Consider the following 25753-nt stretch of genomic DNA (forward strand, 5'->3'; position numbering starts at 1 on the left):
GTCCGATGGAATATGAAGAACGCTGGCATGCGAGCCAATATAAGGTCGCTGCCTGAACCCGAGGCTAAGGACTACGAGAAACGGGGGCAATATCAACCTTGCACAGACGAGTCAGGTCCGGGCCTGTTTGGCTGCTGCTGGGTGCCCGCGATGACCCGCACGACCATGCCCAAATTTCCTGGTGTCACGATGTCGATGGCTGCGCGATCACCCAGGTCCGGATGTGGGCGGGTCAGCATCCGGTACAGGTCCCACGGATCCGCATGCGGGCACTGGTTCATGAGCACCTGTGCCAGCTTGTGCTTGAGGGGTACCAGCTGCCAGTCGGGCACGCGTTGCCCGCGGTTGCCCAAGCTGATAGACAGCAGCTTGCCCGCCTTCAGCTCGCGGTTGATCTGGTCCTTGGACTTCCCGGCCAACTTGCCGAACAGCGGGACCGGCAGACTGCTCGGCGATTCGTAGATGGCCAGCATTTCCTCGCGCTCGCGCTGGATGACTGACACCTCCGGCTCTGGCGCATGCGTCGGGGGCGGTGGTACCTGCGACAGTCGCTGGAATGTGATTCCCCCGTCGTTTGGCGTCACGACGATGGGTTCGGCCACCACAGGCGGAAGGGATGCCGCAGAAGCAGCAGCGACGATGGTGTTGGGCTTGTCCTCCTCTGCCATGGCCGGCACGCCCTCGATATGGATCGTGAGGTGCGCGCTGGCCGCTTCCACTTGGCCCTGTTCGAGCAGATCGAGACGATCCGCCCAGTCCTGCATCATCCGGCGGCGCGGCTCAACATACTTGGCGTGGTTGTAGGCCGAACTCACCTTGTTCGGGTCCGAGTGCGAAAGCTGCGCGTCCACCCAAATCTTGGGATAGCCGATCTCGTTGAGCGCCGTCGAGATGGTTCCGCGGATGCCGTGACCGGTCAGTTGATCCTCGTAGCCCATTCGTTTCAAGGCCGCGTTGAGGGTGTTCTCGCTGATGCGCTTCTTGAGTTCGCTGCGGTGCGTGAGCAGATGGACCTGGGCCGGCCTCATCACACCCAACAGGTAGCGCACGATCTCGATGGCCTGCACGGACAACGGCACGATGTAGGGCGGAACGTCCTGCGGGCGCTTGCCGGCCTTGCGCATCTCGTCCTGGAGTTGCTTGACGATCTGCGGCGGGATGATCCACAGGCCACGGTCGAGATCGAACTGGTCCGGGGTCGCCAGCCGCAGCTCGCCGGTACGCACGCCGGTCAGGAACAGCAGCCGGATGCCGAGTTGGGTCTGCCAACCACGAGGGTTGTAGAGCCTGAGCTTGTGCAGGAACTCGGGGAGCTCCGGAAGATGCAGGTAGGGGTTGTGGTTCACCGGGGGCTTGGGCTCGGCCACCACGTCCAGGTCGGAGGCCGGATTGGCTTCCAGCCCCTCCACGATGACGAGGGCATAGCGGAACAACTGCCCCAGCCAGGTGCGGACCTTCTCGGCAGTGGTGAACGCCTTGCGCTCCTCGATCCTCGCCAGGACGCCCAGGAGTTGGGGCCGGCGAATGTCGTAGATCGACATCTGCTTGAGGCTAGGCAGCACGTCCTTGTTGAAGATCCGCAGGATCTGCGACAGCGTGCTGTTCCTGCCCTCCTTGATTTCCTTGCGGCGATGCTCGACCCACGCATCGAAGACGGCCTTGAAGGTGTAGTCGGCCGCAAGCTTGACCGCGTGTCGCTTCTGTTTCCGATCGGTATGGGGGTTGACGCCCTTTGCCAGAAGCGCCCGGGCTTCGTCGCGCAAGGTGCGCGCTTCGCGCAAACCGATCTCGGGGTAGTTCCCCAGGGAGATGCGCTTTTGCTTGCCGAGCCAGTAATAGCGCAAATGCCACGACTTGCCGCCGGTGCGGGCGACCACCAGGCCGAGGCCATCGGTGTCGGGGATGCTGTAGGTTTTCTCGGCGGCCTTGGCTTGCCGCACGGTCAGATCAGAGAGTGTCATCATCAAGCTCCTAAGTCTTGGACTTAGGCCCGATGCTGCTTGTCATCCCGATCCAACCCCAGCAACAACCCGGAACCGGCACGACCCGCATTCTTTGGCCTTGTTTTTGGCCTCAAAAATGGTGGCTGTCAGTGGATTCCCATGGCTTTCGCTGGAATGAAAAAAGGAGCCGAAGCTCCTCTTTTCAATGACTTACAGACGTCAGTGGAAGTCTGTAGATCATAAACTGGAGCGGGAGACGAGTCTCGAACTCGCGACCTCAACCTTGGCAAGGTTGCGCTCTACCAACTGAGCTACTCCCGCATTTGTACTGCGACTTGTTTCCGCGTGGCTGGTTTAGTGCCTGCTGAAAGAAGCCTCGCATTATAACCAGCTTTTTAACACAGCGCAAATTGGTGGGATTTGCTTTTTTCCTGCCTGGCTTTTGCCGCCCTCAAGGCTTTAAAAGCAGCGGCTTTATGGGTCTGTGTAGCCCGAACCATTAAGCCGCCGTTAAAAATAAAGTAATATTTAGCGAAGACCAAAATCATAGCATAAATGTATGGGGGTCTGTCAAATTGTCATTTATTCCGGGCTGAATTTTGCTGCAGATTTCCGAGCAGGACCTTACCTCTCTCAACACGCTGGGCCTGCGCGCTCATGCGCGGGCTTTGTTGCGTTATCGATCGCCCGCCCAGTTGCCGGAACTGTCCGCCGCGGCCGGCCGTTATGCCGGTGTATTCATATTGGGCGGGGGCAGCAATGTGGTGCTGGCGCCGGCGCTGGATTGCCTGGTCGTCAAGGTTGAATCGCGGGGGGTGGCGCTTCATGGCGAAACCGGCAGCGAGTTGATCGTCGAGGCGCAGGCCGGCGAAAACTGGCATGACTTTGTCGCTGGCTGTGTCGAGCGCGGCTGGAACGGCCTGGAGAACCTTGCCCTGATACCGGGGACGGTGGGGGCGGCGCCGGTGCAGAACATAGGCGCCTATGGCGTCGAGCTGGACCAGCGTTTTCACAGCCTGGTGGCCTGGGATATGCGCGAGGGGCGGGCGGTTGAGATGGGCGCCGCCGATTGCCAGTTCTCCTACCGCAACAGTTTTTTCAAGCAGGCCGGGCCCGGGCGATGGTTGATTCTGAAAGTGCGCTTCGGCCTGCCCCGGCGATGGCGGCCGGTGCTGGATTACCCGGATCTGCAAGGACACCCTGTGCTGGAAAAGGCGGGCGCTGCGGCGAGCGCCAGGCAGATATTCGATGCGGTGTGCGAGATCCGGCGGCGTAAACTGCCCGATCCCGCCGTGCTGGGCAATGCCGGCAGCTTCTTTAAGAACCCCATCGTCGGCGCCGATGTGCTCGATGCCATCAGGGCGGCTTGCCCGGAGGCGGTAGCCTATCCGCAGGGCGGCGGGCGCTACAAGCTCGCCGCGGGCTGGCTGATCGACCGGGCCGGCTGGAAGGGGCGCCGCATGGGGCCGGTGGGGGTGCACGAGCGCCAGGCGCTGGTCCTGGTCAACCATGGCGGGGCTACGGCACAAGACATCGGGCTGCTGGCCGAGGCGATACGGGCGGATGTCGCCAGCCGTTTCGGCGTGCGCCTGGAGCAGGAGCCGGTGATGGTCGGCGCGTGAGCCGGTGCGCCGGTGAGCCGCTGGGCCGCTGGGGCGCTGGGGCGCACCGGCGGCTGGCATCAGGTGGCCAGCACGTCCTGCATATCGAACAAGCCGAATTCCTTGCGCGCCAGATAGCGGGCGGCGCGCAGGCTGCCCTGGGCGTAGGTTGCGCGGCTGCTGGAGCGGTGCGTGATTTCGATGCGTTCGCCGGTGCCGCAAAAATACACGGTATGGTCGCCCACGATATCGCCCCCGCGCACGACTGAAAACCCGATGCGGCCTGTTTCGCGCGCGCCGGTTTCCCCGTGGCGCGCCCAATCGGCGACATCGTCGAGCTTCTTGCCCCATGCCGATGCCACGGTTTCGCCCATGGCCAGGGCGGTGCCCGAGGGCGCGTCCACCTTGTTGCGATGATGCGCCTCGAAGACTTCCACGTCGTAGCCGCTGTTGAGCAAGCGGGCCGCCATATCCAGCAGCTTGAGCGTGGCGTTGACTCCCACGCTCATGTTGGGCGCGAAGACGACGGCGATTTTCTGGCCGGCGGCCTGGATTGCCTGCTTGCCTTCGTCGTTGAAGCCGGTGGTGCCGATGACGCATTTGACCCCATGCTTTACGCAGGCTTGCAAGTGCAATAGCGTGCCTTCGGGACGGGTGAAGTCGATCAGGCAATCGGCCCGGGCGAGGGCGTCGAGGTCGTCGCTGATGAGCACGCCCGTGTCGTGGCCCAGAAAAGCGCCAGCATCCTGGCCCAGCGACGGCGAGCCGGCGCGTTCGAGCGCGGCGGCCAATTCCAGGTCGGGGCTTCCGATAACGGCTTCGATCAGCATGCGGCCCATGCGGCCGTCGGCTCCTGCAATAGCAATACGCATTGTTTCCCCTAGCGCAATGGTTCGCCGCTGCTTCGGCCAGGCGTAGGCACGCCCGGGGCGGAAGGCCGCGATTCGTTGGTGTTCAGGATGGGCTGCCGGTGTTGCGGCGCGGCGCTTTCCGTTGCCGGCTCGGCAGGCGCCTGCGGCGCGGCCGGGGCCGTATCGGCCCGGGGAGCGACCGTGTCGACGGGAGCGGCCTGCGCGCCGCCGGAGGCGCCCGCGGCGGCAGCGCCATTCGAATCTGTTTCGCTGCTGATGGTGCCCTTGCCCAAGGCTTCTTCTTTGCCTACGCCGGTGTCGGCTTTCTGGAAGGGCTGCCTGTCAGGCTGTTCGTCGCCTTCCCAGCGCGCCAGGCTATCGCCTTCGAACCAGACGGTGAACTTGCGTTCTTGTTCCTTGCCGTAGCCAGGCTTGTTATAGTAGGGGTAGTCCCAGCGGTTGGTGCGGAAGACGTCTTGCAGCGTGGGCGTGCCCAGAATGAAGCGGACTTGTTCGCGCGTCATGCCTTTTTGCAGCTGCGCGACCTGTTCCGAGGTAATCCAGTTGCCCTGCTGTACGTCGGGGCGGTATGGAAAGCCCCACTTGGTGGTGCCGCAGGCCGAAAGCGCCACGGCTAGTACACTTACCGCCACACCGGCGCGAAGTATTGAAAAGATTGGTTTTGCAGTCGTCAGCACGAAGCGCCCCTGTTATATTCGGATCGAATAAAACCGTTATCATAAAGGTTTAAGAATAAACGCATAATAGCGTTAGTCAGCGTTGGGCGTATGGCAACCCCGCCAGAGCCTGGACATTACCGTTATCGCCAGAGACATTTTAGCTATGAACGACCAAAGTGAATTAAAAAATATGGGCTTGAAGGCCACTTTCCCGCGCCTCAAGATTCTTGATATTTTTAGACGGGCCGATCTGCGTCACCAGAGTGCGGAAGATGTCTATCGCGCTTTGATCGCCGAAGATGTCGACATAGGACTCGCAACCGTCTATCGCGTGCTGACGCAGTTCGAGCAGGCGGGCATCCTGGTGCGCAGCCAGTTCGATGGCGGCAAGGCGGTTTTCGAACTCAACGACGGCGACCACCATGACCACCTGATCTGCACCAATTGCGGCAAGGTGGTGGAATTCACCGACCACGAAATCGAAAAGCGCCAGCACAAGGTCGCCAAGGACCAGGGCTTTCAGCTGGAAAGCCACACCATGCTGCTGTATGGCATCTGCCCGGATTGCTCGCCCAAGCACGGCAAATAGGCCGGGCCATCCGCTTTCAGCCCGCCAGCAGCATTTCCCTGGCGTGCTGGCGCGTGGTGTCGGTGATTTTCAGGCCGCCCAGCATGCGCGCGACCTCGTTTACCCGGCCATGCTCGTCCAGCGCCTCGATCACCGACAGCGTGCCGGCGCCGGACGTCGATTTCTTGACTTCATAATGCTGCGCGCCGCGCGCCGCCACTTGCGGCAGGTGGGTGACGCACAGCACTTGATGGCGTTCGCCCAGTTCGCGCAGCAGCCGCCCCACGACTTCGGCCACGGCCCCGCCCACGCCGGTGTCGACTTCATCGAAAATAAGGGTGGGCACGCGCGCCGCCTGGCTCGCTATGACCGACAAGGCCAGCGATATGCGCGCCAGTTCGCCGCCGGAGGCGACCTTGGCCAAGGGTTTGGGACGCGTGCCGGCATGCCCGGCCACCAGGAATTCGACGCTTTCATTGCCATGCGCGGAGGGCAAGCCCGGGATCAGCCGGATGTCGAACACGCCGCCTTTCATGGCCAGGGTTTGCATCGCGTCCGTCACTTGTTTCGTGAGATTTTTGCTGGTTTTCTGGCGCGCTTTGCTTAGCTGCCCGGCCAGGGCGCTGTATTGCCCGGCGGCTTCCTGGGCCTGCTGGGCCAGCGCTTCGATATTGCCCATGTTCTGGCTGTCGGCCAGCTGTTTGCGCCAGGACTGCTGCAGGGCGGGCAATTCCTCCGGTTCGACCTTGAACTTGCGGGCCATCTCGAAGATGGCGGAAAGGCGCTGTTCGGCATGCGCCAGCGCGCCCGGATCGAGTTCGAGCTTGTCCAGGTAGCTGTTCAGGTCGGACACCGCTTCGGAGCTGGCGATGCGCGCCGACTCGATGGCGTCGTAGACGCCTTGCAGTTGCGTATCGTGCCGCAGCAGCTGGCGTATCTGGTGCGAGGCGGTATTCAAGGCGTGCTGGGCCGAGCCGTCTTCTTCGCCCAGCGCGGCCAGGGCCTGGGTGGCGCCATCGAGCAGGGCCTGGGCATGGGCCAGGCGGTTGTGGTCATTGGTGATGGCGTCCCATTCGCCCTGTTGCAGGGCCAGGCGGTCCAGTTCGGACAACTGCCATTCCAGGCGCTCGCGCTCTTGCTGCAGCGCGGCCGCGTTCTGCTGCGCGGCGGCGAGGTTTTTTTCGGCTTGCTGCCACTGCTGCCAGGCTTGCTGGACTTGCCGCAGCAGGGGCAATTGCCCGCCCTGGGCGTCGAGCAGGTCGCGCTGGCTGGCGGTTTTGAGCAGGCTCTGGTGGGCATGCTGGCCGTGGATATCGACCAGTTGTTCCCCCAGCTGGCGCAACTGCCCCAGGGTGACGGGCACCCCATTGATGAAGGCGCGGCTGCGGCCCTGGCTGTCGATGACCCGGCGCAGCACCAGGGCGTCGTCGATGTCGAATTCATGTTCCCGCAGCCAGTCGTGCAGGGAGGCGGGCGGGTCGAATACGGCCGAAATATCCGTACGGGCGGCGCCGTCGCGCAGCACGGTGGTATCGCCGCGCGAGCCCAGGGCCAGCGAGAGCGCGTCTATCAGTATCGATTTGCCCGCGCCGGTTTCCCCCGAAAAAACCGTGAAACCGGTATCGAACTGTATTTCCGCCTGGTCGACAATGACAAAATCGCGTATGTGCAAGGTGCGCAGCATATGTTATTCGACCTCGTCTGAGAGTTGCGGCATGTGGTTCCAGTACAGCTTGCGCCGCAATGTCGAAAAAAAGCTGTAGCCGGTGGGATGGATGAAGCGGACCGTATGTTGCGCGCGGCGCACATCGATGCAGTCGCCGGGCTGGCAGTCGGACCAGGTCTGCATGTCGAAGTGCACGCTGGCTCCCGATTCGACCCTGCCCAGCGCGGTGATGGTAAGGCTGAGCGTGCCGGTGCCGGGCAGGACGATAGGGCGGTTCGAGAGCGTTTGCGGCGCGACCGGCACCAGCAGGATGGCATTCAGGTTGGGGTGTACGATAGGGCCGTTGGCCGAAAGCGAATAAGCGGTGGAGCCGGTGGGCGTGGCGACGATCAGGCCGTCGGCGCGCTGGCTGTACATGAAGGCGCCGTCCAGCTCGACGCGCACTTCTATCATGCCGCCGCGGCCCGCGCGGTTGAGGACTACGTCATTCAGGGCCAGGCCGGAAAACATGGTCTTGCCCTCGCGCACGACACGCCCTTCGAGGAGGACGCGTTCCTCGCTTTCGTAATTGCCTTTGATGACGCTGGCCAGGGCATCGTTGGCGGTGTGCAGGGGGATGTCGGTTATAAACCCCAGGCGGCCGTGGTTGATGCCGATGAGCGGCACGCGGCTGCAAGCCAGCTGGCGGGCGGCGCCCAGCATGGTGCCATCGCCGCCCATGACGACCGCCAGGTCGGCTTGTTCGCCTATGGCCTGGTAGTCGGCGATGGGGTGCTCGGTAATGCCGGTGTTCCTGGCGGTATCGGCTTCTATCAGCACTTTGCAGCCGGCAGCCTGCAAAGTGCCGGCCAGTTTGCGTAAAGGCGCATCAAGGCCGCTGTCTTGATGCCTGCCGATAAGCGCAACGGTTTTGAAGTGCATAAGGTAAATACCTTGTTGTTTGATGGAATAATAGGGACTGATTGATTATATGGTCCCTGCAGCCCGTATGGCTGTAGGTAGAAAAACCAGTGTTTATAAACTTAGCTGAAATATAGTCATGGATGATCGAGCCAATGCGCTGTTGAAGGCGCTCATAGAACGCTATATTGCCGACGGGCAGCCGGTGGGATCGCGCACCTTGTCGAAAATGTTCGACTTGTCGCCCGCGACCATACGCAACGTCATGGCTGATCTCGAAGACCTCGGGCTGATCCACAGCCCCCATACGTCGGCCGGCAGGATACCCACGCCCAAAGGCTACCGCCTGTTTGTCGATCGGCTGCTGGCGGTGCAGCGCTTCGAAGTCCTGCCCGCCAGCCATATCCGCCAGATATTGCCCGCCGCCGAGCCGGGCAGGGCGGTGACCGCCGCCGCGGCGCTGTTGTCCAATTTGTCCCAGTTCGCCGGCGTCGTGCTGGCGCCGAAACGCGCCCAGGTCTTTCGCCAGATCGAATTCATACGCCTGTCCGACAAACGCGTCCTGCTGATCATCGTCACGCCGGATGGGGACGTGCAGAACCGTATCCTCTTTGTATCACGCGACTATCTGGAGCAGGAATTGCTGGAAGCCAGCAATTTCTTCAATCAGCATTTTGCCGGCATGTCCTTCGAGCAGGTGCGCCTTGCCATCGCCGATGAACTCTCCTCCCTGCAGGCCGACATCTCGCGCCTGATGCAGGCCGCGGTGGAAGCCGGGACCGCCACGCCGGACAGCGACGATACGCTGGTCATCTCGGGCGAAAGCAAATTGCTGGATATTTCCGACATTGCGTCCGACATGGATCGCCTGCGCCGCATGTTCTCGCTGTTCGAAAAGAAGACCGACCTGCTGCAGCTGCTGGACGTTTCCAGCCGAGCGCAGGGCGTGCAGATTTATATTGGCGGGGATTCGCAGCTGATGCCGGTCGATGATGTCTCCATCATTACGGCGCCGTATGGCGTTGACGGCACCGTGGTCGGAACGCTGGGGGTCATAGGCCCTTCGCGCATGGCTTACGAAAGGGTGATACCCATCGTCGATATCACCGCGCGCCTGCTGTCGAATGCCCTTAGCCACAACCAGTCCTGAGCGGGCCCGCGCCGTCCAGGCCCGCCTTGCGTCCCGCCTGCCATCGCCCATGAACGAGTGTTATAGAAAATGACCAAGCTGTTTGCCTCGCGTTATTTGCCCGAGCCCGCCGATCCCCACGCGCTGAGCGGCGATCCGCCGCCGCGCGAGAGCGGCCCCGTGGGCGTGCTGCTGGTCAACCTGGGCACCCCCGACGAGCCCACCGCCAGATCGATACGCCGCTATCTCGCGGAATTCCTGTCCGACCCGCGGGTGATCGAGATTCCGCAATGGCTCTGGCAAATCATCCTGCGCGGCTTCATTCTTACCCGCCGTCCCCGCGCGCTGGCGCCGCGCTACAAGGAAATCTGGCTCGAGCAGGGTTCGCCCCTGCTGGTCTGGAGCCAGGCCCAGGCGCAGGGCGTGCAGCAGCATCTGGCCGACGGCGGCGCGCCGGTGCAGGTGGAGCTGGGCATGCGCTACGGCAATCCGTCGGTCGCCGGCGCAATGGACAGGCTGCGCGCCGCGGGCTGCGAGCGCATCCTGGTGGTCCCCATGTATCCTCAATACGCGGCCAGCACGACGGCCACGGCGGTCGATTGCGTGGCCGCCCATGCCGGCAGGCTGCGCAACCAGCCGGAACTGCGCTTTGTAAAGCGCTATCACGATGATCCCGGCTATATCGGCGCCCTGGCGCAGCAGGTCAGCCAGTATTGGAGCCTGCATGGCAAGCCGCAGCGCCTGCTGCTGAGCTTCCATGGCTTGCCGCGCCGCACGGTGGAGCAGGGCGACCCTTACCATCGCGATTGCATGGAAACCGCGATGCTGCTCAAGCAAAGGCTGGGCGCGGACGCCGGGCTGGTCCATGTCGCCTTTCAAAGCCGTTTTGGCGCCGAGAAATGGCTCGAGCCCTATACGGAGCCGACCCTGCGCGCATGGGCCAGGCAGGGCATTACGCAGGTCGATGTCATGTGTCCGGGTTTTCTGGCCGATTGCCTGGAGACGCGCGAAGAAATCCAGATGCAATGCCGCGACGCGTTCCTGGCGGAAGGCGGCCGGCAATTCCGCTACCTGCCGTGCCTGAACAATGACCCGGCCTGGATCGCGGGCCTGGCCCGGCTGGTGAAGCGGCAGCTGGCCGGCTGGATTCCCTGACGCGCAGCCCCTGGGCGCAGTCCTTTCCGGCAGAGGTTTCCTGGTTGGAATAAACTTACGGCATTATCCGAGAGGCGCCATCCCTTATATGTGCTGAGAAAACACCTTCGCGGCGATTATCCTGTCGTGCATGAAACCGCGGCCGGCCCGAGCGCGCTCAAGACTGTGCCGCAGCCGGCACGCGAATTTTTTCAGGTCTTGAAAGGGGCGCGCATGCCCCCATTTTTATCGAATTGAATATTAAGCATGTGGAGATTTCTTATGTCGGCACCCAACGAACCCCTCGATCCTAAAAACGAACCGTCGCTTGACACCTCCGAACAGCTCGAAGTCAACGACGGCCAGGACCAGGCCCAAGATGCTGATGCCCAAGCCCAGGAAGACTGGGCGACCTTGTTGTCCGAAGCGCAGGAAAAGGTGGCCCGCTACCATGACGAGCTGCTGCGCGCCAAGGCCGAAGTCGAAAACATCCGCCGCCGCGCCGCGGATGACGTCGCCAAGGCGCGCAAATTCGGTACGGAATCCTTTGCGGAAAGCCTGATTCCGGTGCGCGACAGCCTGGAAGCGGCGCTGGCCCAGCCGGATCAGAGCGCCGAGGCCTGGAAAGACGGCGTGGAAGTCACGCTGCGCCAGCTCAATGGCGCATTCGAGCGCAATCTGCTCAAGGAAGTGGCGCCGGCCGAGGGCGACGCCTTCGATCCCCACCAGCATCAGGCCATTTCAACGGTGCCGTCATCGCTGCCCGAAGGCTCGGTCGTGCAGTTGCTGCAGAAAGGCTACACCATCGCCGAGCGCGTGCTGCGTCCCGCCCTGGTCATGGTTTCGTCGGGGCAGTCGGCCTAGAAAACCATAAGAATTGCGGATAAGGCTTGAAATCACGCCTTGTATCCCCACTTAAGGTCTATTCAAGCGGTTTTTCCAAATTAAAAATTTCTTTAGCAGGATGATAGATTATGGGCAAGATTATCGGTATTGACCTAGGCACGACCAACAGCTGTGTGGCTGTCATGGACGGCAGCAGCGTCAAAATCATCGAAAACGCAGAAGGCACGCGCACCACGCCTTCAATTGTCGCCTACTTGCAGGACGGGGAAATCCTGGTCGGCGCGCCTGCCAAACGCCAGGCGGTCACCAACCCCAAGAACACGCTATACGCCGTCAAGCGCCTCATCGGCCGCAAGTTCGACGAAAAAGCCGTGCAAAAAGACATACACCTCATGCCTTACAATATTCTCAAGGCTGATAACGGCGACGCATGGGTCGAAGCGCAAGGCAAGAAGCTCGCGCCTCCGCAGGTGTCGGCGGATGTGCTGCGCAAAATGAAAAAGACCGCCGAAGACTACCTGGGTGAAGAAGTCACCGAGGCCGTCATCACGGTTCCCGCCTATTTCAACGACAGTCAGCGCCAGGCAACCAAAGACGCCGGCCGCATTGCCGGGCTGGACGTCAAGCGCATCATCAACGAGCCCACCGCGGCGGCCCTGGCCTTTGGCATGGACAAGACGGAAAAGGGCGACCGCAAGATCGCCGTATACGACTTGGGCGGCGGCACCTTCGATATTTCCATCATCGATATCGCCGATGTCGATGGCGAAAAGCAATTCGAAGTATTGTCCACCAACGGCGATACCTTCCTGGGCGGCGAGGATTTCGACCAGCGCATCATCGAATACATCATCAGCGAGTTCAAGAAAGAGAGCAGCGTCGATCTTTCCAAGGACATGCTGGCTCTGCAGCGCCTGAAAGAAGCGGCCGAAAAAGCCAAGATCGAGCTTTCTTCCGCGCAGCAGACCGAAATCAACCTGCCTTACATCACGGCGGACGCCACCGGGCCCAAGCACCTGAGCCTGAAGATCACGCGCGCCAAGCTCGAAGCGCTGGTCGAGGAACTCATCGAACGCACCATAGAGCCGTGCCGCGTGGCCATCAAGGATGCCGGCGTGAAGGTTTCCGAGATCGACGACGTCATCCTCGTCGGCGGCATGACGCGCATGCCCAAGGTCCAGGAAAAGGTCAAGGAATTCTTCGGCAAGGAGCCCCGCAAGGACGTCAACCCCGATGAAGCGGTTGCCGCGGGCGCAGCCATTCAAGGTTCGGTGCTGTCCGGGGACCGCAAGGACGTGCTCTTGCTCGACGTGACGCCATTGTCGCTGGGCATCGAAACCCTGGGCGGCGTGATGACCAAGATGATCCAGAAAAACACCACGATTCCCACCCGGTTCTCGCAGGTGTTTTCCACGGCCGACGACAACCAGCCCGCCGTGACCATCAAGGTCTTCCAGGGCGAGCGCGAAATCGCGGCCGGCAACAAGGGCCTGGGCGAATTCAATCTCGAGGGCATTCCGCCTTCGGCGCGCGGCACGCCGCAAATCGAGGTCACTTTCGATATCGACGCCAACGGGATCCTGCACGTGTCGGCCAAGGACAAGGGCACGGGCAAGGAAAACAAGATCACGATCAAGGCCAATTCCGGCCTGACCGACCAGGAAATCGAGCGCATGGTGAAGGACGCCGAGGCCAACGCCGAGGACGACCACCGCATTGCCGAGCTCGCCCTGGCGCGCAACCAGGCCGATGCGCTGGTGCATTCCACCCGCAAGTCGCTGGAAGAATACGGCGACAAGCTGGAAGCGTCCGAAAAAGAGACCATCGAAGCGGCCATCAAGGCCGTCGAGGACACTTTGAAGGACGGCGACAAGGCCGCCATTGACGCCAAGGTCGAGGCGTTGTCCACGGCTTCGCAAAAACTGGGCGAGAAAATGTATGCCGACATGCAGGCCCAGGCCGCGGCGTCGCAAGGCGCGGCGGAGGCCGCCGAGCCCGCCGACGACAACGTGGTCGATGCCGACTTCAAAGAAGTCAAGCGCGATCAGTAAGATCTTGCTGTAGTGGTTTTGAGCCCGGTTTCTGGTGTTTTGCCAGGAATCGGGCATTCTCGTTCAGACACAAAGAATAGACGTCCCAGACGCAAGCAATTCAAATGGCAAAACGCGATTATTACGAAGTCCTGGGGGTGGCGAAAAACGCCTCCGATGATGAGCTGAAGAAAGCTTATCGCAAGCTGGCGATGAAGCATCATCCAGACCGCAATCCGGACAGCAAGGAATCCGAGGAGAAGTTCAAGGAAGCCAAAGAAGCCTACGAGATGCTGTCCGACGAGCAGAAGCGCGGCGCTTACGACAGGTTCGGCCATGCCGGGGTCGACCCCAACGGGGGCGCCGGCGGCATGGGCGGCGCCGGTTTCGCGGATGCTTTCGGCGATATCTTCGGCGAAATATTCGGCGGCGCCGGGCGCCGCGGCGGCGGTGCGCAGGTATATCGCGGCGCCGACCTCAAATACACGCTGGATATCAGCCTGGAGCAGGCGGCCAACGGTTTCGATACCGAGATCCGGGTGCCCAGTTGGGAAAGCTGCGATGTCTGCCATGGCACCGGCGCCAAGCCCGGCACCCACGCCAAGACTTGCCACACCTGCGACGGCAGCGGCGCGGTGCGCATGCAGCAGGGTTTTTTCAGCGTGCAGCAGACCTGCCCGACCTGCCACGGCACGGGCAAGGAAATCGCCGAGCCCTGCGTGGCCTGCGACGGCGTGGGGCGCACGCGCAAGAACAAGACGCTGCAGGTCAAGATACCCGCCGGGATCGACGACGGGATGCGCATCAGGTCATCGGGCAATGGCGAGCCCGGCGTGAATGGCGGCCCTCCGGGCGACCTTTACGTCGAGATCCACCTGAAGCCGCATGGCATCTTCCAGCGCGACGGCGAAGACCTGCACTGCGAACTCACCATTCCGTTCACGACGGCGGCGCTGGGCGGCGAACTCGAAGTGCCGACCTTGTCGGGCCGCGGCGAGATCACCATCCCGGAAGGCACGCAAACGGGCAAGACCTTCCGCCTGCGCGGCAAGGGCATACGCGGCCTGCGCGCCAGCTACCCCGGCGACCTGTATTGCCATATCTCGGTCGAGACGCCGGTGCGCCTGACCGACGAGCAAAAGAAAATCCTGCGCCAGTTCGAGACTTCGCTGTCGCAAGGCGGGGAAAAGCATTCCCCCAAAAGCGAATCCTGGACCGACCGGGTAAAAAGCTTCTTTTCGTAATATCCGGGGCCGCAAGCCGCGCTCGCTGGCGCGGCTTGTTTTCAGGGCCTAGGCGCGGCGCCTGCGCTATTTCTTGACCTGCTTGCTTTCATCGGCCGCGATCGCGGTGCTGAAATCGGCGGGGCTGAGCGAGGCGCGCAGCGCCGTGTTGACCTTGTCCGCGGTCAAGCCGGCCAGCGCCTTGTCTATGCTTTCCGACCACTCGAAACTGCGGTCCAGCTGCAGATAGTTGATCCACGTCGACGCCAGCACGCCGTCGCGCGTGCGGGCCAGCTTGCGGTAATTCAGCAGGGCTGCGACGCCCTCGCGCACTTCTTCCTCGGTGAACCCTTCCTTCAGCGCGCGCTGCAGCTCCTCGGCGACGGCATTTTCCAGGCGCTGGCTGTTCTGCGGCGCGTGGATGGCGTAGATGGTCCAGCCTCCCGACGGCTCATAGGACGAGGCGTCCAGGCGGCTGCGCACATCGTAGGACAGCCCTTCCTTGACCCGCACGCGCGTCCACAGCCGCGAGGTTTCCGATCCCCCCAATAGATAATTGGCCAGGTACAGGGCGGGGTAGCTCGCGTCGGTGTCCTGCAGCTTCAAAGGCAGCTTGCCGAGATAGAAAGCATTGGCCTTGTCGGGGGTGTTGATGGCGAAAGCCTTGGGCGGCACGGGACGGTAGGGGTCGGCGACGCGCTCATAGGCGGGGGCCTTGCGCCAGTCTTTCAGGCCCTCGGCCAGCGCGGCCTTGACCGCCTGCGGATCGAAGGCGCCTACCGCGGCGAATTCGATCGTGCCCGCGCCATAGAAGCGCGCATGAAAGTCGATCAGGTCTTTTTGGGTAATGGCCGCGATCTCGCCGCGGGCCTCTTCGAAGGTCGGGGTGTAGCGCACATCGTCGCGCGGCCATGGGTTGTCGTAGCGCGCCAGCTCGCGCGACGCCAGCGCGCTGGGTTCGGCCATGGCGTTCTTGATGGAAGTATTGGCCTGGCGCTGGTATTCGGTGAGCTCCCTGGCGGGGAAATTCGCCTCGCGCAGGATGTGCAGGACCAGTTCCGTCAGGGCCGGCAGGTGGTCTTTGGTGGTGGACATGTCCACCATCACCATGCCCGCGCCGCCGCCGAAGCTCACATTGGCCTCCAGCGCATTGAATTTGTCCTGGATTTCCTGGCGCGACATGCTGCGCGTGCCATGGTCGAGCAGGGATGCCACGGCGCTGGAGACGGCGCGCTGGCCCTTCAGGGTTTCGGCGGTGCCGAACTGGACCAGCAGATTGGCTTCGACGCGGTTGCCGCGCGTAGGCTTGGGCAGCAGGGCCAGTTTGACCTTGCCATTGGCGAGGTCCAGCGGCGTGCGCTCGGTGGCGGCATTGATATTGGCCGGGCTGGGATCGAAGGCGGCGACGGCCGCGCCGGTTTCCTCGCCCTTGTAATCCTTGAGCAAATCCTGCAGATTCACCGCTGGGGCCTGCGGCGCGCGCACCGGCTGTTCGGTGGGGATGTACAGGCCATTGGTGCGATTGCTGGGCGTCAGGTAGGCGGCGGTGACGCGCTGTACGTCGGCCAGCTGGATGTTCCTGACCTGATCGCGCTGCAGGAAGAACAAGCGCCAGTCGCCGTCGGCCGAGGTCTCCGACAAGGCGCTCGCCAGGCTGGCCGGATCGGCATAGGTCTGCGACCAGTCCGTCAGCCATTTGTTGCGCATGCGGTCCAGGTCGGGCTGGGTGAAGGGTTCCTTGGCGACCGAGCCCAGGGTGTCGTCCAGCGTATGCAGCGCCTTGGTCTGGTCCATGCCCGGCTCCAGCTGGCCGCCGAAGAAGGCATAGCCCGGCTGGTTCATCCCGGCGGTAAAGCCGAAAATCTCGGCGCTCAGGTTGTTGCCGACCAGCGCATGGTACAGGCGGCCGGAAGGGGTGTCGGCCAGGATGCCGACGCCCAAATCCAGGGCGGTGAAATCCGGGCTTGCCGCGGATGGGGCGTGGAACATGGCGGCGATCAGCGGGCTGCCGCCCTGGCGGCGCAGTATGACCTGGCGTTCGCCATCCTGCACCGGCTCGACGGTGTATTCGGGCGGCAGCTTGCGCGTGGGGCGCGCAATCTTGTCAAAGGACTGGGCGATGGTTTGCAGCGTCGCGGCGGGGTCGAAGCCGCCCGAAACGATCAGCACCGCATTGTCCGGCTGGTAGTATTTCCTGTAGAAGGCCTGCAACTGCCCTATATCGACATTCTCCACATCGGAGCGCGCGCCTATGGTGCTGTGGCCGTAGTTGTGCCATTGGAACGCCGCGGCCTGCATCTGCTGCATCAGCATCTGGAAAGGGCTGTTTTCGCCGCGCTCCATTTCGTTGCGCACCACCGTCATCTCGGAATCGAGGTCTTCCTTGGCGATCAGGGAATTGACCATGGCGTCGGCCTGCCAGCGCAGGTACCAGGCCAGGGTTTCGGGATTGGCGGCAAAACTGGCGTAGTAGTTGGTGCGGTCGCTGGTGGTCGAGCCGTTGGCCTGCAAGCCGCGCTTGGAAAATTCAGCCAGGGCGTTGTGCATGGTCGGGGTGCCGCGAAACAGCATGTGTTCCAGCAAGTGGGCCATGCCCGTCTGCCCATAGTTTTCGTGGCGCGCGCCGACCAGGTAAGTCATATTGACCGTGGTGGTGGGCTTGGAGTCGTCCGGCGCCAGCAGCACGCGCAAGCCGTTTTGCAGGCTGTACTCGGTGACGCCCTCTACGGACGCGCCTTGGGTCACGCCGGCCGGAAGGTCCAGCGCCAGGGCGGGCAGCGCCAGAAAGCCCAGGGCGAGCAGGGCAAGCAGGCGGGCTTTGATTCGAGATAGTGGAGATAGCATGCGCGAACATCCGAAAAGAGGGAAAAGAGACCGTAAAGGCTTTTTAACAGAAGCCGGCCAGGCTTGCGGGTTCAGGCCATGTTACTTGGAAAGGCTGCGCATGGCTTGCTCCAGCCCGCTGACCGTCACGCCGTACATGCGGTCGTGCATGATGTTCTTGACGATGGCGATGGACTGCCTATATTGCCAGTATGCCTCGGGCTCGGGATTCAGCCACACCGACTTGGGCCAGTTTTCCAGCAGGCGCTGCAGCCAGGCCGCGCCGGTTTCCTTGTTGTAGTGCTCCACCGAGCCGCCGGGCTGAAGGATTTCATAGGGGCTCATGGTGGCGTCGCCCACGATGATCAGGCGCCAGTCCTCGTTGTACTTGCGCAGGATGTCCCAGGTGTCGAAACGTTCCGCCGTGCGGCGCTGGTTGTCCTGCCAGAGCGATTCGTAGGGGCAATTGTGGAAGTAATACACCTCGAGATGGCGGAATTCGCTGCGCGCCGCGGAAAACAACTCTTCGACGCGGGCGATATGGTCGTCCATGCTGCCGCCCACATCCAGCAGCATCACCACCTTGACCGTGTTATGCCGCTCGGGGACCATTTGCAGATCGAGAAAGCCGGCGTTCCTGGCGGTGCTGGCGATGGTGTGGTCCAGGTCGAGCTCCAGTTCGGCGCCTTCGCGCGCGAAGCGCCGCAAGCGCCGCAGCGCCATCTTGAAGTTGCGCGTGCCCAGTTCCTGCTGGTCGTCATAGTCGCGGAATTCGCGCTTTTCCCACACTTTGATGGCGGTGCGATTGCCGGCCGAGGGTCCGCCGATGCGTATCCCTTCCGGGTGGTAGCCGCCGTGCCCGAAGGCGGAGGAGCCGCCCGTGCCTATCCATTTGCTGCCGCCGGCGTGCCGTTCTTTTTGTTCTTCCAGCCTTTCCTTGAAAAGCTCCATCAGCTTGTCCCAGCCATGTTTTTCGATGGCGGCCTTTTCCTCGGGGCTGAGGTTCTTCTGGAATTCCTTGATGAGCCAGTCCAGCGGAATTTCCTTGTCGGCGGGCAGAGCGGCCTCGAGCTTGCGGTAGAACTCGCCGAAAGCCTGGTCGTAGCGGTCGAACAGTGTTTCGTCCTTGACCAGCGTCATGCGCGCCAGGTGGTAGAAGTCATCGACGGTGGGCTGCATCAGGCTGGTCTGCAGCACGCTGAGCAAAGTCAGGTATTCCTGCACCGACACCGGCAGCTTGCGGGCGCGCAGGTGGTAGAAGAAATCAATCAGCATGGCGCAGGCTCAGTTGGTATTCCAGGTGTTTTTCGACTTCGGGCCATTCGCCGGCCAGCAGGCTGTACATGACGGTATCGCGCAGCGTGCCGTCGCGTCGCAGGGCGTGGCGGCGCAGCACGCCGTCTTTATGGGCCCCCAGGCGTTCGATGGCCCGCTGCGAGGCAAAGTTGAAATTGTCGGTGCGCCAGCCGACGAGGCCGGCGCCCAGCTGTTCGAAGGCGTGGCGCAGCAGCAGCAGTTTGCATGCCGTGTTGACGTGCGTGCGCTGCCAGCGCCTGGCGTACCAGGTGTAGCCGATTTCCAGCCGGCCAAGCGCATGGACGATGTCGTGATAGCGGGTGGTGCCGATGATCTCGCCGCCGCCTTGTTCGATGATGGCGAAGGGCAGCATATGGCCGCCTTGCTGGCCTTCAAGAGCGGCGCCGACATAGGCCGCCGCCGCGCCGGGCTCGGGCACCGAGGTAACGCGCAGTTCCCACAGCTTGCCGTCGGCCGCGGCCTTTTCCAGGCTGGCGGCATGTTCCGGCCGCAGCGGAACCAGCTTGACGCCGTGGCCTTCCAGGGTCACGGGCGCGGGAGGTTGGCAAAACCCTTGGGTTCTAGTCATGAAGCATCCTTCTGCATAACGATGTGGTGGCTCCGACTGATGGAATCGCCCTAGCGGCGCTGGCTCACCCGGGTCATGGCGGCCAGGCGCTGCAGCAGGGTGAGGTCCTGCTCATTCTTGAGCAGGGCGCCGGCCATCAAGGGCAAATCGCCTGTCGTGCTGCTGATATCCTTGGCCGATATGGCTTCGTTCAGCAGCAGCCGCAGCCAATCCAGGAATTCGGACGTGGACGGCTTTTTCTTCAGGCCCGGCGCTTCGCGCAGGGCAAAGAAGGTATCCAGCGCCGCGCGCAGCACGTCTTCCTTGATGCTGGGATAATGGACCGCCACGATTTCCTGCATGGTGGCCCGGTCCGGGAAGCTGATGTAATGGAAAAAGCAGCGGCGCAAAAAAGCGTCGGGCAGGTCTTTTTCGTTGTTGGACGTGATGATGATCAGCGGCCGGTGCTTGGCCTGCACGGTCTGGCGGGTTTCGTACACATGGAATTCCATGCGGTCCAGCTCGCGCAGCAGGTCGTTGGGGAATTCGATATCGGCCTTGTCGATTTCGTCGATCAGCATCACGACGGGCTCGTTGGCCTCGAAGGCTTGCCACAGCGTGCCTTTGACGATGTAGTTGCCGATGTCGCGCACCTTCTCGTCGCCCAGTTGCGAATCGCGCAGCCGCGAGACGGCATCGTATTCGTACAGCCCCTGGTGCGCCTTGGTCGTGGACTTGATGTGCCATTGGAGCAGCGGGCGGTTGAGCGCCGCCGCGACTTCCTCGGCCAGCATGGTCTTGCCGGTGCCGGGCTCGCCCTTGATCAGCAAGGGACGCTGCAGCGTCAATGCGGCATTGACGGCCAGCTTCAGGTCATCGGTGGCGACATAGCGCTCGGTACCGGTGAAGCGCTCGGAAGGTAAAGCAGGGGCGGCAGAGGTCATTTATCTGGTTCCGTATTTGCAGTCAGTATTGCCAAGTTAAAGGGCATTCATGTATGGCGTGCTTCAATTATCGTACAATCTTCATTTTTCGTTGGTTGTTTGACATTAATCAACTATTATTCACTGCCTAACAAGAGCTATTATGAAGCTGCGAACCCCCCTGACGCGCACTTTTGCTGCGCTGGCCGTTATGGCTTCCTGTGTGACGACGGGCCAAGCCCTTGCGGCGGACGCCGCGCCCGTGGGCGACGCCAAAGCCGCGCAAGCGAAAACTTCCATGTGCATAGGTTGCCACGGCATCCCCGGCTACAAGGCGAGTTTCCCCGAGGTTTATCACGTGCCCATGATCGCCGGCCAGAACGCCGATTACATCGTCGCCGCGTTGAAGGAATACGCCAGCGGGTCGCGCTCCTTCCCCACCATGGAAGCCATCGCGCAAAGCCTGTCGCCGCAGGACATGGCCGATCTGGCCGCCTACTATTCCAGCCTTAAATAATCGGGGGCCAGCATGAAAAAAATCTCACTCGCTCTGGCGGCCTGCGCCATGTTCGCATTCGCTTCCGGCGCTTTTGCCGCCGACCTCGCCGCCGGCAAGGCCGCCTTCGACAAATACACCTGTGCCTCTTGCCACGGCGCCGACGCCAAGACTTCGGTCATGGCTTCATACCCGGTGCTGGCCGGCCAGCACGAAGACTATCTGCGGCATGCGCTGGGCGCCTACAAGCGCGGCGCCTCGGGCGCGCCGGCAACCGCCAATATCCGCAAGAACGCCATCATGGGCGCCATGGTGGCGCAACTGTCGCCCGCCGACATCGCCAATATCGCCGCCTGGCTCTCCAGCCTGCCGTCGCCATTGGCGGTGCGCAAGTAGTGGCTTGAGCCGCCGTCGGGTCGCGCCTTCCATGGGCAGACCCGATCCGCGCACTTGCCTGCACGGGCGTCTCTTCGGGGGCGCCCTTCTTTTTTGCCGCAGGGCCGACCAAGGCAAAAAGCGCCCCCGAGCGGCATGCGGGCCGCGAGCTTAATTCCGCGTGGCGTGGCGCCGTATCAATTCCAGGTATTTGTCGCTATCGAACGGCGTGCCCAGGCGCTGCGCTTCCCAGATGACTTCGCCCAAGGCTTCCATGATGATATGCGCCGCATCGTGGGCGCCGCGCGTGGCGAGCAGGCCCTGGAAGGCCGCCTTGATGCCGGGCGGCTGGTCCACCGACAATTGCTCATTGATGGCCAGGTGCATGGACAAATGCAGGAAGGGATTGGCGCGGCCTTGCTCGACCGGAAAATCGGCCTGCGCGTTGTCCGGATTTTCCAGATCGGCATGGTATTCCGGGTGCAGCTCGACCAGATCGGCGGCCATTGTTTCGAGGGGCGTCAGCACGCCGGCCGCCTTGCGCTTGGTCCACGCCTCGGTGAAGAACTGCCGCACCTGATCGCGCGATGGATTAAACATAAGCAATCCTGTGGCAGGCCGCCACAGTGTTCAGTAAAACATTCATTTTAAGGCCTCTTGGACACCGCTGCCGGAAGCTGTATGCTTAAAGGTTAAAACCAGATCGCAAATTAGGCTAAACTACTCTTATATAAGACTGCACGGTTTTACTTTTGTTTACCCCGATTTTCACTCCTTATGGAGCACAACTGGAGCATCCATGTCCTATCAGCACATCAAGGTCCCCGCAGCGGGCCAAAAAATCACGGTCAATGCCGATTTTTCGCTCAACGTTCCCGACGAGCCCATCCTGCCCTTCATTGAAGGCGATGGCACCGGCGGCGACATTACGCCCGTCATGCTCAAGGTTGTCGATGCTGCCGTTGCCAAGGCATACCAGGGCAAGCGCAAAATCCACTGGATGGAAGTGTACGCCGGCGAAAAAGCCACCAAAGTCTACGGCCCTGATGTCTGGTTGCCCGAAGAGACCCTGGATGCCGTGAAGGACTACGTCGTTTCCATCAAGGGGCCCTTGACCACGCCCGTCGGCGGCGGAATTCGTTCGCTCAACGTGGCGCTGCGCCAGCAGCTGGATCTGTATGTCTGCCTGCGTCCCATCCAGTATTTCAAGGGCGTTCCTTCGCCCGTGAAAGAGCCCGAAAAAACCAATATGGTCATCTTCCGTGAAAACTCGGAGGACATCTACGCCGGGGTAGAGTTCGAAGCCGAAAGCGCCAATGCCAAGAAGCTTATCGCCTTCCTGCAGAACGAACTGGGCGTCACCAAGATCCGCTTCCCCGACACTTCCGGCATCGGCATCAAGCCCGTGTCGCGCGAAGGCACGCAGCGCCTGGTGCGCAAGGCCATCCAGTACGCCATCGACAACGACAAATCGTCGGTCACCCTGGTGCACAAGGGCAACATCATGAAGTTCACGGAAGGCGGCTTCCGCGACTGGGGCTACGAACTGGCCCAGAAAGAATTCGGCGCCCAGCTGATCGACGGCGGCCCATGGTGTAAATTCAAGAATCCCAAGACGGGCCGCGAAATCACGGTCAAGGACGTCATCGCCGACGCCTTCCTGCAGCAAATCCTGCTGCGTCCCGCCGAATACGAGGTTATCGCCACGCTGAACCTCAACGGCGACTATGTCTCCGACGCGCTGGCCGCGCAGGTCGGCGGTATCGGCATCGCCCCGGGCGCCAACTTGTCCGACTCGATCGCCATGTTCGAAGCCACGCACGGGACGGCCCCCAAATACGCCGGCAAAGACTACGTGAACCCAGGTTCCGAAATCCTTTCCGCCGAAATGATGCTGCGCCACATGGGCTGGACCGAAGCTGCCGACTTGATCATCTCCAGCATGGAAAAATCCATCCTTTCCAAGAAAGTCACCTATGACTTCGCGCGTCTGCTGGAAGGCGCGACGCAGGTATCGTGCTCGGGCTTTGGCCAGGTGATGATCGAAAACATGTAAGACTGTCCACCGTGGTACACGGTAGTCTACGAAAACCCGCGAGCTGCAAGGCTTGCGGGTTTTTGATGTTGGTCGTCCGGTATGGTGCTATCGGCGATGCTTTTTCCCGATATGCTGGATTGTGCAATGCACCAAAATGGCTGCCCATGCCCCAAAATGTACGAAATCGGCATTAACATAGTGCATTCCCTAAGTGTTAGCTTATGCAAATTCATGCACAATGCGTTCCATGCAGGTGAGGAGACAAAGCCCTGCATGGGCAAAGCCGATAAATCGGTACATAAGAAAGTAGCAGGTCCCATAAAAAATATAAAAGTACAAAGGCCGGCAATATCATTGCCGGCCTTTGTCATGCGCCGGCCATTCCGCGGCTCGGCGCCGTGCGCCGTCAATGCATGGCCGACTTCGAAAATACATTCAGCACCACCACCCCGGCCACTATCATTCCTATGCCTATCAGGGCCGCCGTATCGAGCGTCTGCTTGAACATGAGATAGCCTATCAGCGAAATGGCGACTATGCCCGCGCCCGACCAGACCGCATAGGCAATGCCTACCGGGATGACCCGCAGGGTAAGCGCCAGGCAATAGAAGGCCAGCAGGTAGCCGGTTATGGTGATGAGCGTGGGATAAAGGCGGGTAAAACCTTCCGACGCCTTCAAGGCCGTGGTGGCGACGATTTCGGCGGCTATCGCAATAGCCAGATAAAGCCAGCTCATCTCAATCCTTTTGGTTTCTGGTCGTATGGCGGTTCATGGGCGGCCGGTGCGCAGCAATACTTGCACCGCGCCAGAGCCGCCATCCTGCTCCGGGCATTCCGCATAGGCCAGGACATCCGCCATCTGGGTGAGCCAGCGCCGCACCGTTTGCTTCAGGACTGGTTCTCCGTCTTTGGAGCCATAGCCTTTGCCATGCACGATGCGCACGCATTTGATCTGGTGGGTCAGGCAGGACTGCAGGAAATGGTCGAGCCGGTCGCGGGCTTCTTCCAGTGTGTTGCCATGCAGGTCCAGGCTTGCTCCTATGGGCCATTTTCCGCGCTTCAGGCCCTTGGCAAGATCCGGCCCATGCCCCCGGCGCACGAAGCTCGCGCCGTCATGGTCTATCCCCGCGGGGCTGTACTGGTCGGACGTCTGGGGCGGCCTGCCGGGTTCGGCGCCCACGGCGCGTTCCCGCCGCTCGCGCAATACGGCGCCGGAGGCGCGGGGCGGCGGGGGCAGGATGGCCCTGCGGGTGTCCTTGATAGGCTGCGCACTTTTGACCGCCCGCCGGAAGAGCGCCTGGTCCTGCGCGGTGATGGCGGGCGCCGGCGCCCCGGCGCGGGCGTTCGCATCAGGCATGCGCGTTTGCGCCCCCTTAGGCGCATCGGCGGCGCAGGGGCCGGCGCTTTCCCTGGCGGAAGAAAGCATGCGGCCCAGTCCGGCAAATTGCTGTGACAGGCGCGTCGACCGGGCCGGCGCGCGTTCGCGCGACAAGGCGGCTTCGTCGAGCTTGGCCGCCGCCAAGCTTTCAACTGGCTGGCGCGTTCGGCGCGCTGGGGATTGGTTCGGGGCCGGGATGGCGCCTGCGCCGCCGCCAGGCGGGGAGGGCGGGCTCGCAGCCGCTTCCGATTTTTTGCGCAGGCGCTTCAGATCGGCGAGCGTGCCGGCATGGCCGCCGCTGCGCCCGGCTTTACTCGCCCGCATTCTCCAGCCACCGCTGCGCGTCCAGTGCGGCCATGCAGCCGGTGCCGGCGCTGGTGATGGCCTGGCGATAGACATGGTCCTGCACGTCCCCGGCGGCAAACACCCCTGGTATCGACGTCATGGTGGCCATGCCGTTGAGGCCGCCCTTGGTAATGATATAGCCGTTGGCCATGTCGAGCTGGCCTTCGAATATGCCGGTATTGGGCTTGTGGCCTATGGCGATGAAGACGCCGGTGACCGCCAGGTCTTCGGTATTGCCGGTCTGGTTGTTGCGCAAACGCGCGCCGGTAACGCCCGATTGGTCGCCCAGGACTTCATCGAGTTCGTAGAAAAGCTTCAGTTTGATGTTACCGTTGGCAACTTTTTCCATCAGCTTGTCCAGGATGATAGGTTCCGAACGGAACTTGTCGCGGCGGTGCACCAATGTTACAGTGCGGCAGATATTGGACAGATAGAGGGCCTCTTCGACCGCGGTGTTGCCCCCGCCGACCACGATAACGTCTTGATTCTTGTAGAAAAAGCCATCGCAGGTGGCGCAGCCGGAAACCCCGCGGCCCATGAAGCTTTGCTCGGTCGGCAGGCCCAGGTACTGGGCCGAGGCCCCCGTGGCGATGATCAGCGCGTCGCAGGTGTATTGGGCGCCGGTGTCGCCGGTGAGGGTGTAGGGGCGCTTGGAAAGGTCGACGCTCGCGATATGATCGAATACCATCTCGGTGTTGAAACGCTCGGCATGCGCCTGAAAGCGCTGCATCAGGTCGGGACCCTGCACTCCTTGCGCATCGGCGGGCCAGTTGTCCACGTCGGTGGTCGTCATCAGCTGGCCTCCTTGTTCCAGTCCGGTAACCAGTACGGGATTCAAGTTGGCGCGCGCCGCATATACGGCGGCGCTGTAGCCGGCTGGGCCTGAACCCAGAATCAGGACTTTGGCGTGCTTGGGAGTCGTCATTACAGAAAATCCGAA

The 25753-nt window shown here is 62.0% G+C and carries 22 protein-coding genes, 1 tRNA gene and 1 pseudogene; 10 read left to right on the top strand and 14 right to left on the bottom strand.

Going from position 1 to position 25753, the window contains the following annotated elements:
* Nucleotides 1-92: 92 nt before the first annotated feature.
* Both BUB23_RS17950 and BUB23_RS17955 read right to left on the bottom strand, forming a co-directional pair.
* Entirely contained in the window at nucleotides 93-1961 is a 1869-nt protein-coding gene (locus BUB23_RS17950; protein WP_197488163.1) for a tyrosine-type recombinase/integrase, read from the bottom strand.
* A 227-nt stretch (nucleotides 1962-2188) separates the two neighbouring features.
* Nucleotides 2189-2264: transfer RNA gene (locus BUB23_RS17955), tRNA-Gly, on the bottom strand.
* A gap of 278 nt (nucleotides 2265-2542) precedes the next feature.
* Between BUB23_RS17955 and murB the strand changes: the two genes are divergently transcribed.
* A complete protein-coding gene (murB, locus tag BUB23_RS17960; RefSeq protein WP_425439558.1) occupies nucleotides 2543-3565 on the top strand; it encodes a UDP-N-acetylmuramate dehydrogenase in 1023 nt (340 codons plus the stop codon).
* Between the two features lie 59 nt (nucleotides 3566-3624).
* Here murB and dapB read toward each other — a convergent pair whose 3' ends face one another.
* Both dapB and BUB23_RS17970 read right to left on the bottom strand, forming a co-directional pair.
* On the bottom strand, nucleotides 3625-4416 hold the full coding sequence (gene dapB / locus BUB23_RS17965; RefSeq protein ID WP_073105680.1) for a 4-hydroxy-tetrahydrodipicolinate reductase: 792 nt from the start codon (nucleotides 4414-4416) through the stop codon (nucleotides 3625-3627).
* 125 nt (nucleotides 4417-4541) lie between these two features.
* A pseudogene (locus BUB23_RS17970) lies at nucleotides 4542-5048 on the bottom strand (outer membrane protein assembly factor BamE); the annotation flags it as partial.
* A gap of 190 nt (nucleotides 5049-5238) precedes the next feature.
* On the opposite strand from BUB23_RS17970, the gene fur reads away from it, so the two are divergent.
* Nucleotides 5239-5664 carry a ferric iron uptake transcriptional regulator gene (fur, locus tag BUB23_RS17975; protein WP_073105683.1) on the top strand — a complete coding sequence of 142 codons (426 nt, stop codon included), beginning with the start codon at nucleotides 5239-5241 and terminating at the stop codon, nucleotides 5662-5664.
* A gap of 16 nt (nucleotides 5665-5680) precedes the next feature.
* On the opposite strand, the gene recN is transcribed toward fur, so the two are convergent.
* Together recN and BUB23_RS17985 are read right to left on the bottom strand one after the other, a co-directional pair.
* On the bottom strand, nucleotides 5681-7327 hold the full coding sequence (recN, locus tag BUB23_RS17980; RefSeq protein ID WP_073105685.1) for a DNA repair protein RecN: 1647 nt from the start codon (nucleotides 7325-7327) through the stop codon (nucleotides 5681-5683).
* A gap of 3 nt (nucleotides 7328-7330) precedes the next feature.
* Nucleotides 7331-8230, bottom strand: coding sequence for an NAD kinase (locus BUB23_RS17985; RefSeq protein ID WP_073105688.1), 900 nt, complete (start codon nucleotides 8228-8230; stop codon nucleotides 7331-7333).
* 118 nt (nucleotides 8231-8348) lie between these two features.
* Between BUB23_RS17985 and hrcA the strand changes: the two genes are divergently transcribed.
* The 5 genes from hrcA (at nucleotide 8349) to dnaJ (ending at nucleotide 14592) form a co-directional block, all read left to right on the top strand.
* The gene (hrcA, locus tag BUB23_RS17990; RefSeq protein ID WP_073105690.1) at nucleotides 8349-9359 is read left to right on the top strand and encodes a heat-inducible transcriptional repressor HrcA; all 1011 of its coding nucleotides are present in this window, start codon (nucleotides 8349-8351) and stop codon (nucleotides 9357-9359) included.
* Between the two features lie 69 nt (nucleotides 9360-9428).
* Nucleotides 9429-10493, top strand: coding sequence for a ferrochelatase (gene hemH / locus BUB23_RS17995; RefSeq protein WP_073105692.1), 1065 nt, complete (start codon nucleotides 9429-9431; stop codon nucleotides 10491-10493).
* A gap of 261 nt (nucleotides 10494-10754) precedes the next feature.
* Nucleotides 10755-11336 carry a nucleotide exchange factor GrpE gene (gene grpE / locus BUB23_RS18000; RefSeq protein WP_073105695.1) on the top strand — a complete coding sequence of 194 codons (582 nt, stop codon included), beginning with the start codon at nucleotides 10755-10757 and terminating at the stop codon, nucleotides 11334-11336.
* 110 nt (nucleotides 11337-11446) lie between these two features.
* Nucleotides 11447-13369, top strand: a complete 1923-nt coding sequence (gene dnaK, locus BUB23_RS18005; protein ID WP_073105698.1) for a molecular chaperone DnaK — start codon at nucleotides 11447-11449, stop codon at nucleotides 13367-13369.
* Nucleotides 13370-13473: 104 nt separating this feature from the next.
* Complete coding sequence (gene dnaJ, locus BUB23_RS18010) at nucleotides 13474-14592, top strand: molecular chaperone DnaJ (RefSeq protein ID WP_073105701.1); 1119 nt, start codon at nucleotides 13474-13476, stop codon at nucleotides 14590-14592.
* A gap of 66 nt (nucleotides 14593-14658) precedes the next feature.
* On the opposite strand, the gene BUB23_RS18015 is transcribed toward dnaJ, so the two are convergent.
* The 4 genes from BUB23_RS18015 to BUB23_RS18030 all read right to left on the bottom strand — a co-directional run bounded on the left by BUB23_RS18015 (nucleotide 14659) and on the right by BUB23_RS18030 (nucleotide 20202).
* Nucleotides 14659-17415, bottom strand: coding sequence for a M16 family metallopeptidase (locus BUB23_RS18015; protein ID WP_073105704.1), 2757 nt, complete (start codon nucleotides 17413-17415; stop codon nucleotides 14659-14661).
* 81 nt (nucleotides 17416-17496) lie between these two features.
* Nucleotides 17497-18669, bottom strand: coding sequence for a vWA domain-containing protein (locus tag BUB23_RS18020; protein ID WP_073105707.1), 1173 nt, complete (start codon nucleotides 18667-18669; stop codon nucleotides 17497-17499).
* Nucleotides 18659-19279 carry a GNAT family N-acetyltransferase gene (locus BUB23_RS18025; protein ID WP_073105710.1) on the bottom strand — a complete coding sequence of 207 codons (621 nt, stop codon included), beginning with the start codon at nucleotides 19277-19279 and terminating at the stop codon, nucleotides 18659-18661. Before BUB23_RS18025 ends, BUB23_RS18020 begins: the two co-directional genes overlap by 11 nt.
* A gap of 50 nt (nucleotides 19280-19329) precedes the next feature.
* Nucleotides 19330-20202: an AAA family ATPase gene (locus BUB23_RS18030; protein WP_073105712.1), complete on the bottom strand. Its 873-nt coding sequence runs from the start codon at nucleotides 20200-20202 to the stop codon at nucleotides 19330-19332.
* 142 nt (nucleotides 20203-20344) lie between these two features.
* On the opposite strand from BUB23_RS18030, the gene BUB23_RS18035 reads away from it, so the two are divergent.
* Together BUB23_RS18035 and BUB23_RS18040 are read left to right on the top strand one after the other, a co-directional pair.
* Complete coding sequence (locus BUB23_RS18035) at nucleotides 20345-20698, top strand: c-type cytochrome (RefSeq protein ID WP_073105715.1); 354 nt, start codon at nucleotides 20345-20347, stop codon at nucleotides 20696-20698.
* A gap of 12 nt (nucleotides 20699-20710) precedes the next feature.
* The gene (locus BUB23_RS18040; RefSeq protein ID WP_073105717.1) at nucleotides 20711-21073 is read left to right on the top strand and encodes a c-type cytochrome; all 363 of its coding nucleotides are present in this window, start codon (nucleotides 20711-20713) and stop codon (nucleotides 21071-21073) included.
* 150 nt (nucleotides 21074-21223) lie between these two features.
* On the opposite strand, the gene BUB23_RS18045 is transcribed toward BUB23_RS18040, so the two are convergent.
* A complete protein-coding gene (locus BUB23_RS18045; RefSeq protein ID WP_073105720.1) occupies nucleotides 21224-21652 on the bottom strand; it encodes a DUF1841 family protein in 429 nt (142 codons plus the stop codon).
* A gap of 199 nt (nucleotides 21653-21851) precedes the next feature.
* On the opposite strand from BUB23_RS18045, the gene icd reads away from it, so the two are divergent.
* Nucleotides 21852-23108 carry an NADP-dependent isocitrate dehydrogenase gene (icd, locus tag BUB23_RS18050; protein ID WP_073105723.1) on the top strand — a complete coding sequence of 419 codons (1257 nt, stop codon included), beginning with the start codon at nucleotides 21852-21854 and terminating at the stop codon, nucleotides 23106-23108.
* 388 nt (nucleotides 23109-23496) lie between these two features.
* Here the strand turns inward: icd and BUB23_RS18055 are convergent, their stop codons facing one another.
* Genes BUB23_RS18055 through trxB form a run of 3 tightly spaced genes read right to left on the bottom strand, consistent with a single transcriptional unit; the run spans nucleotide 23497 to nucleotide 25738 of the window.
* The gene (locus BUB23_RS18055; RefSeq protein ID WP_073105726.1) at nucleotides 23497-23826 is read right to left on the bottom strand and encodes a DMT family transporter; all 330 of its coding nucleotides are present in this window, start codon (nucleotides 23824-23826) and stop codon (nucleotides 23497-23499) included.
* A gap of 33 nt (nucleotides 23827-23859) precedes the next feature.
* On the bottom strand, nucleotides 23860-24792 hold the full coding sequence (locus BUB23_RS27415; RefSeq protein ID WP_245801318.1) for a Smr/MutS family protein: 933 nt from the start codon (nucleotides 24790-24792) through the stop codon (nucleotides 23860-23862).
* Nucleotides 24779-25738, bottom strand: coding sequence for a thioredoxin-disulfide reductase (trxB, locus tag BUB23_RS18065; RefSeq protein WP_073105729.1), 960 nt, complete (start codon nucleotides 25736-25738; stop codon nucleotides 24779-24781). Before trxB ends, BUB23_RS27415 begins: the two co-directional genes overlap by 14 nt.
* Between the last annotated feature and the right edge of the window lie 15 nt (nucleotides 25739-25753).

Origin of the sequence: Pollutimonas bauzanensis, assembly GCF_900129885.1 — a bacterium.
Classification (GTDB): Bacteria; Pseudomonadota; Gammaproteobacteria; order Burkholderiales; family Burkholderiaceae_B; genus Pollutimonas; species Pollutimonas bauzanensis.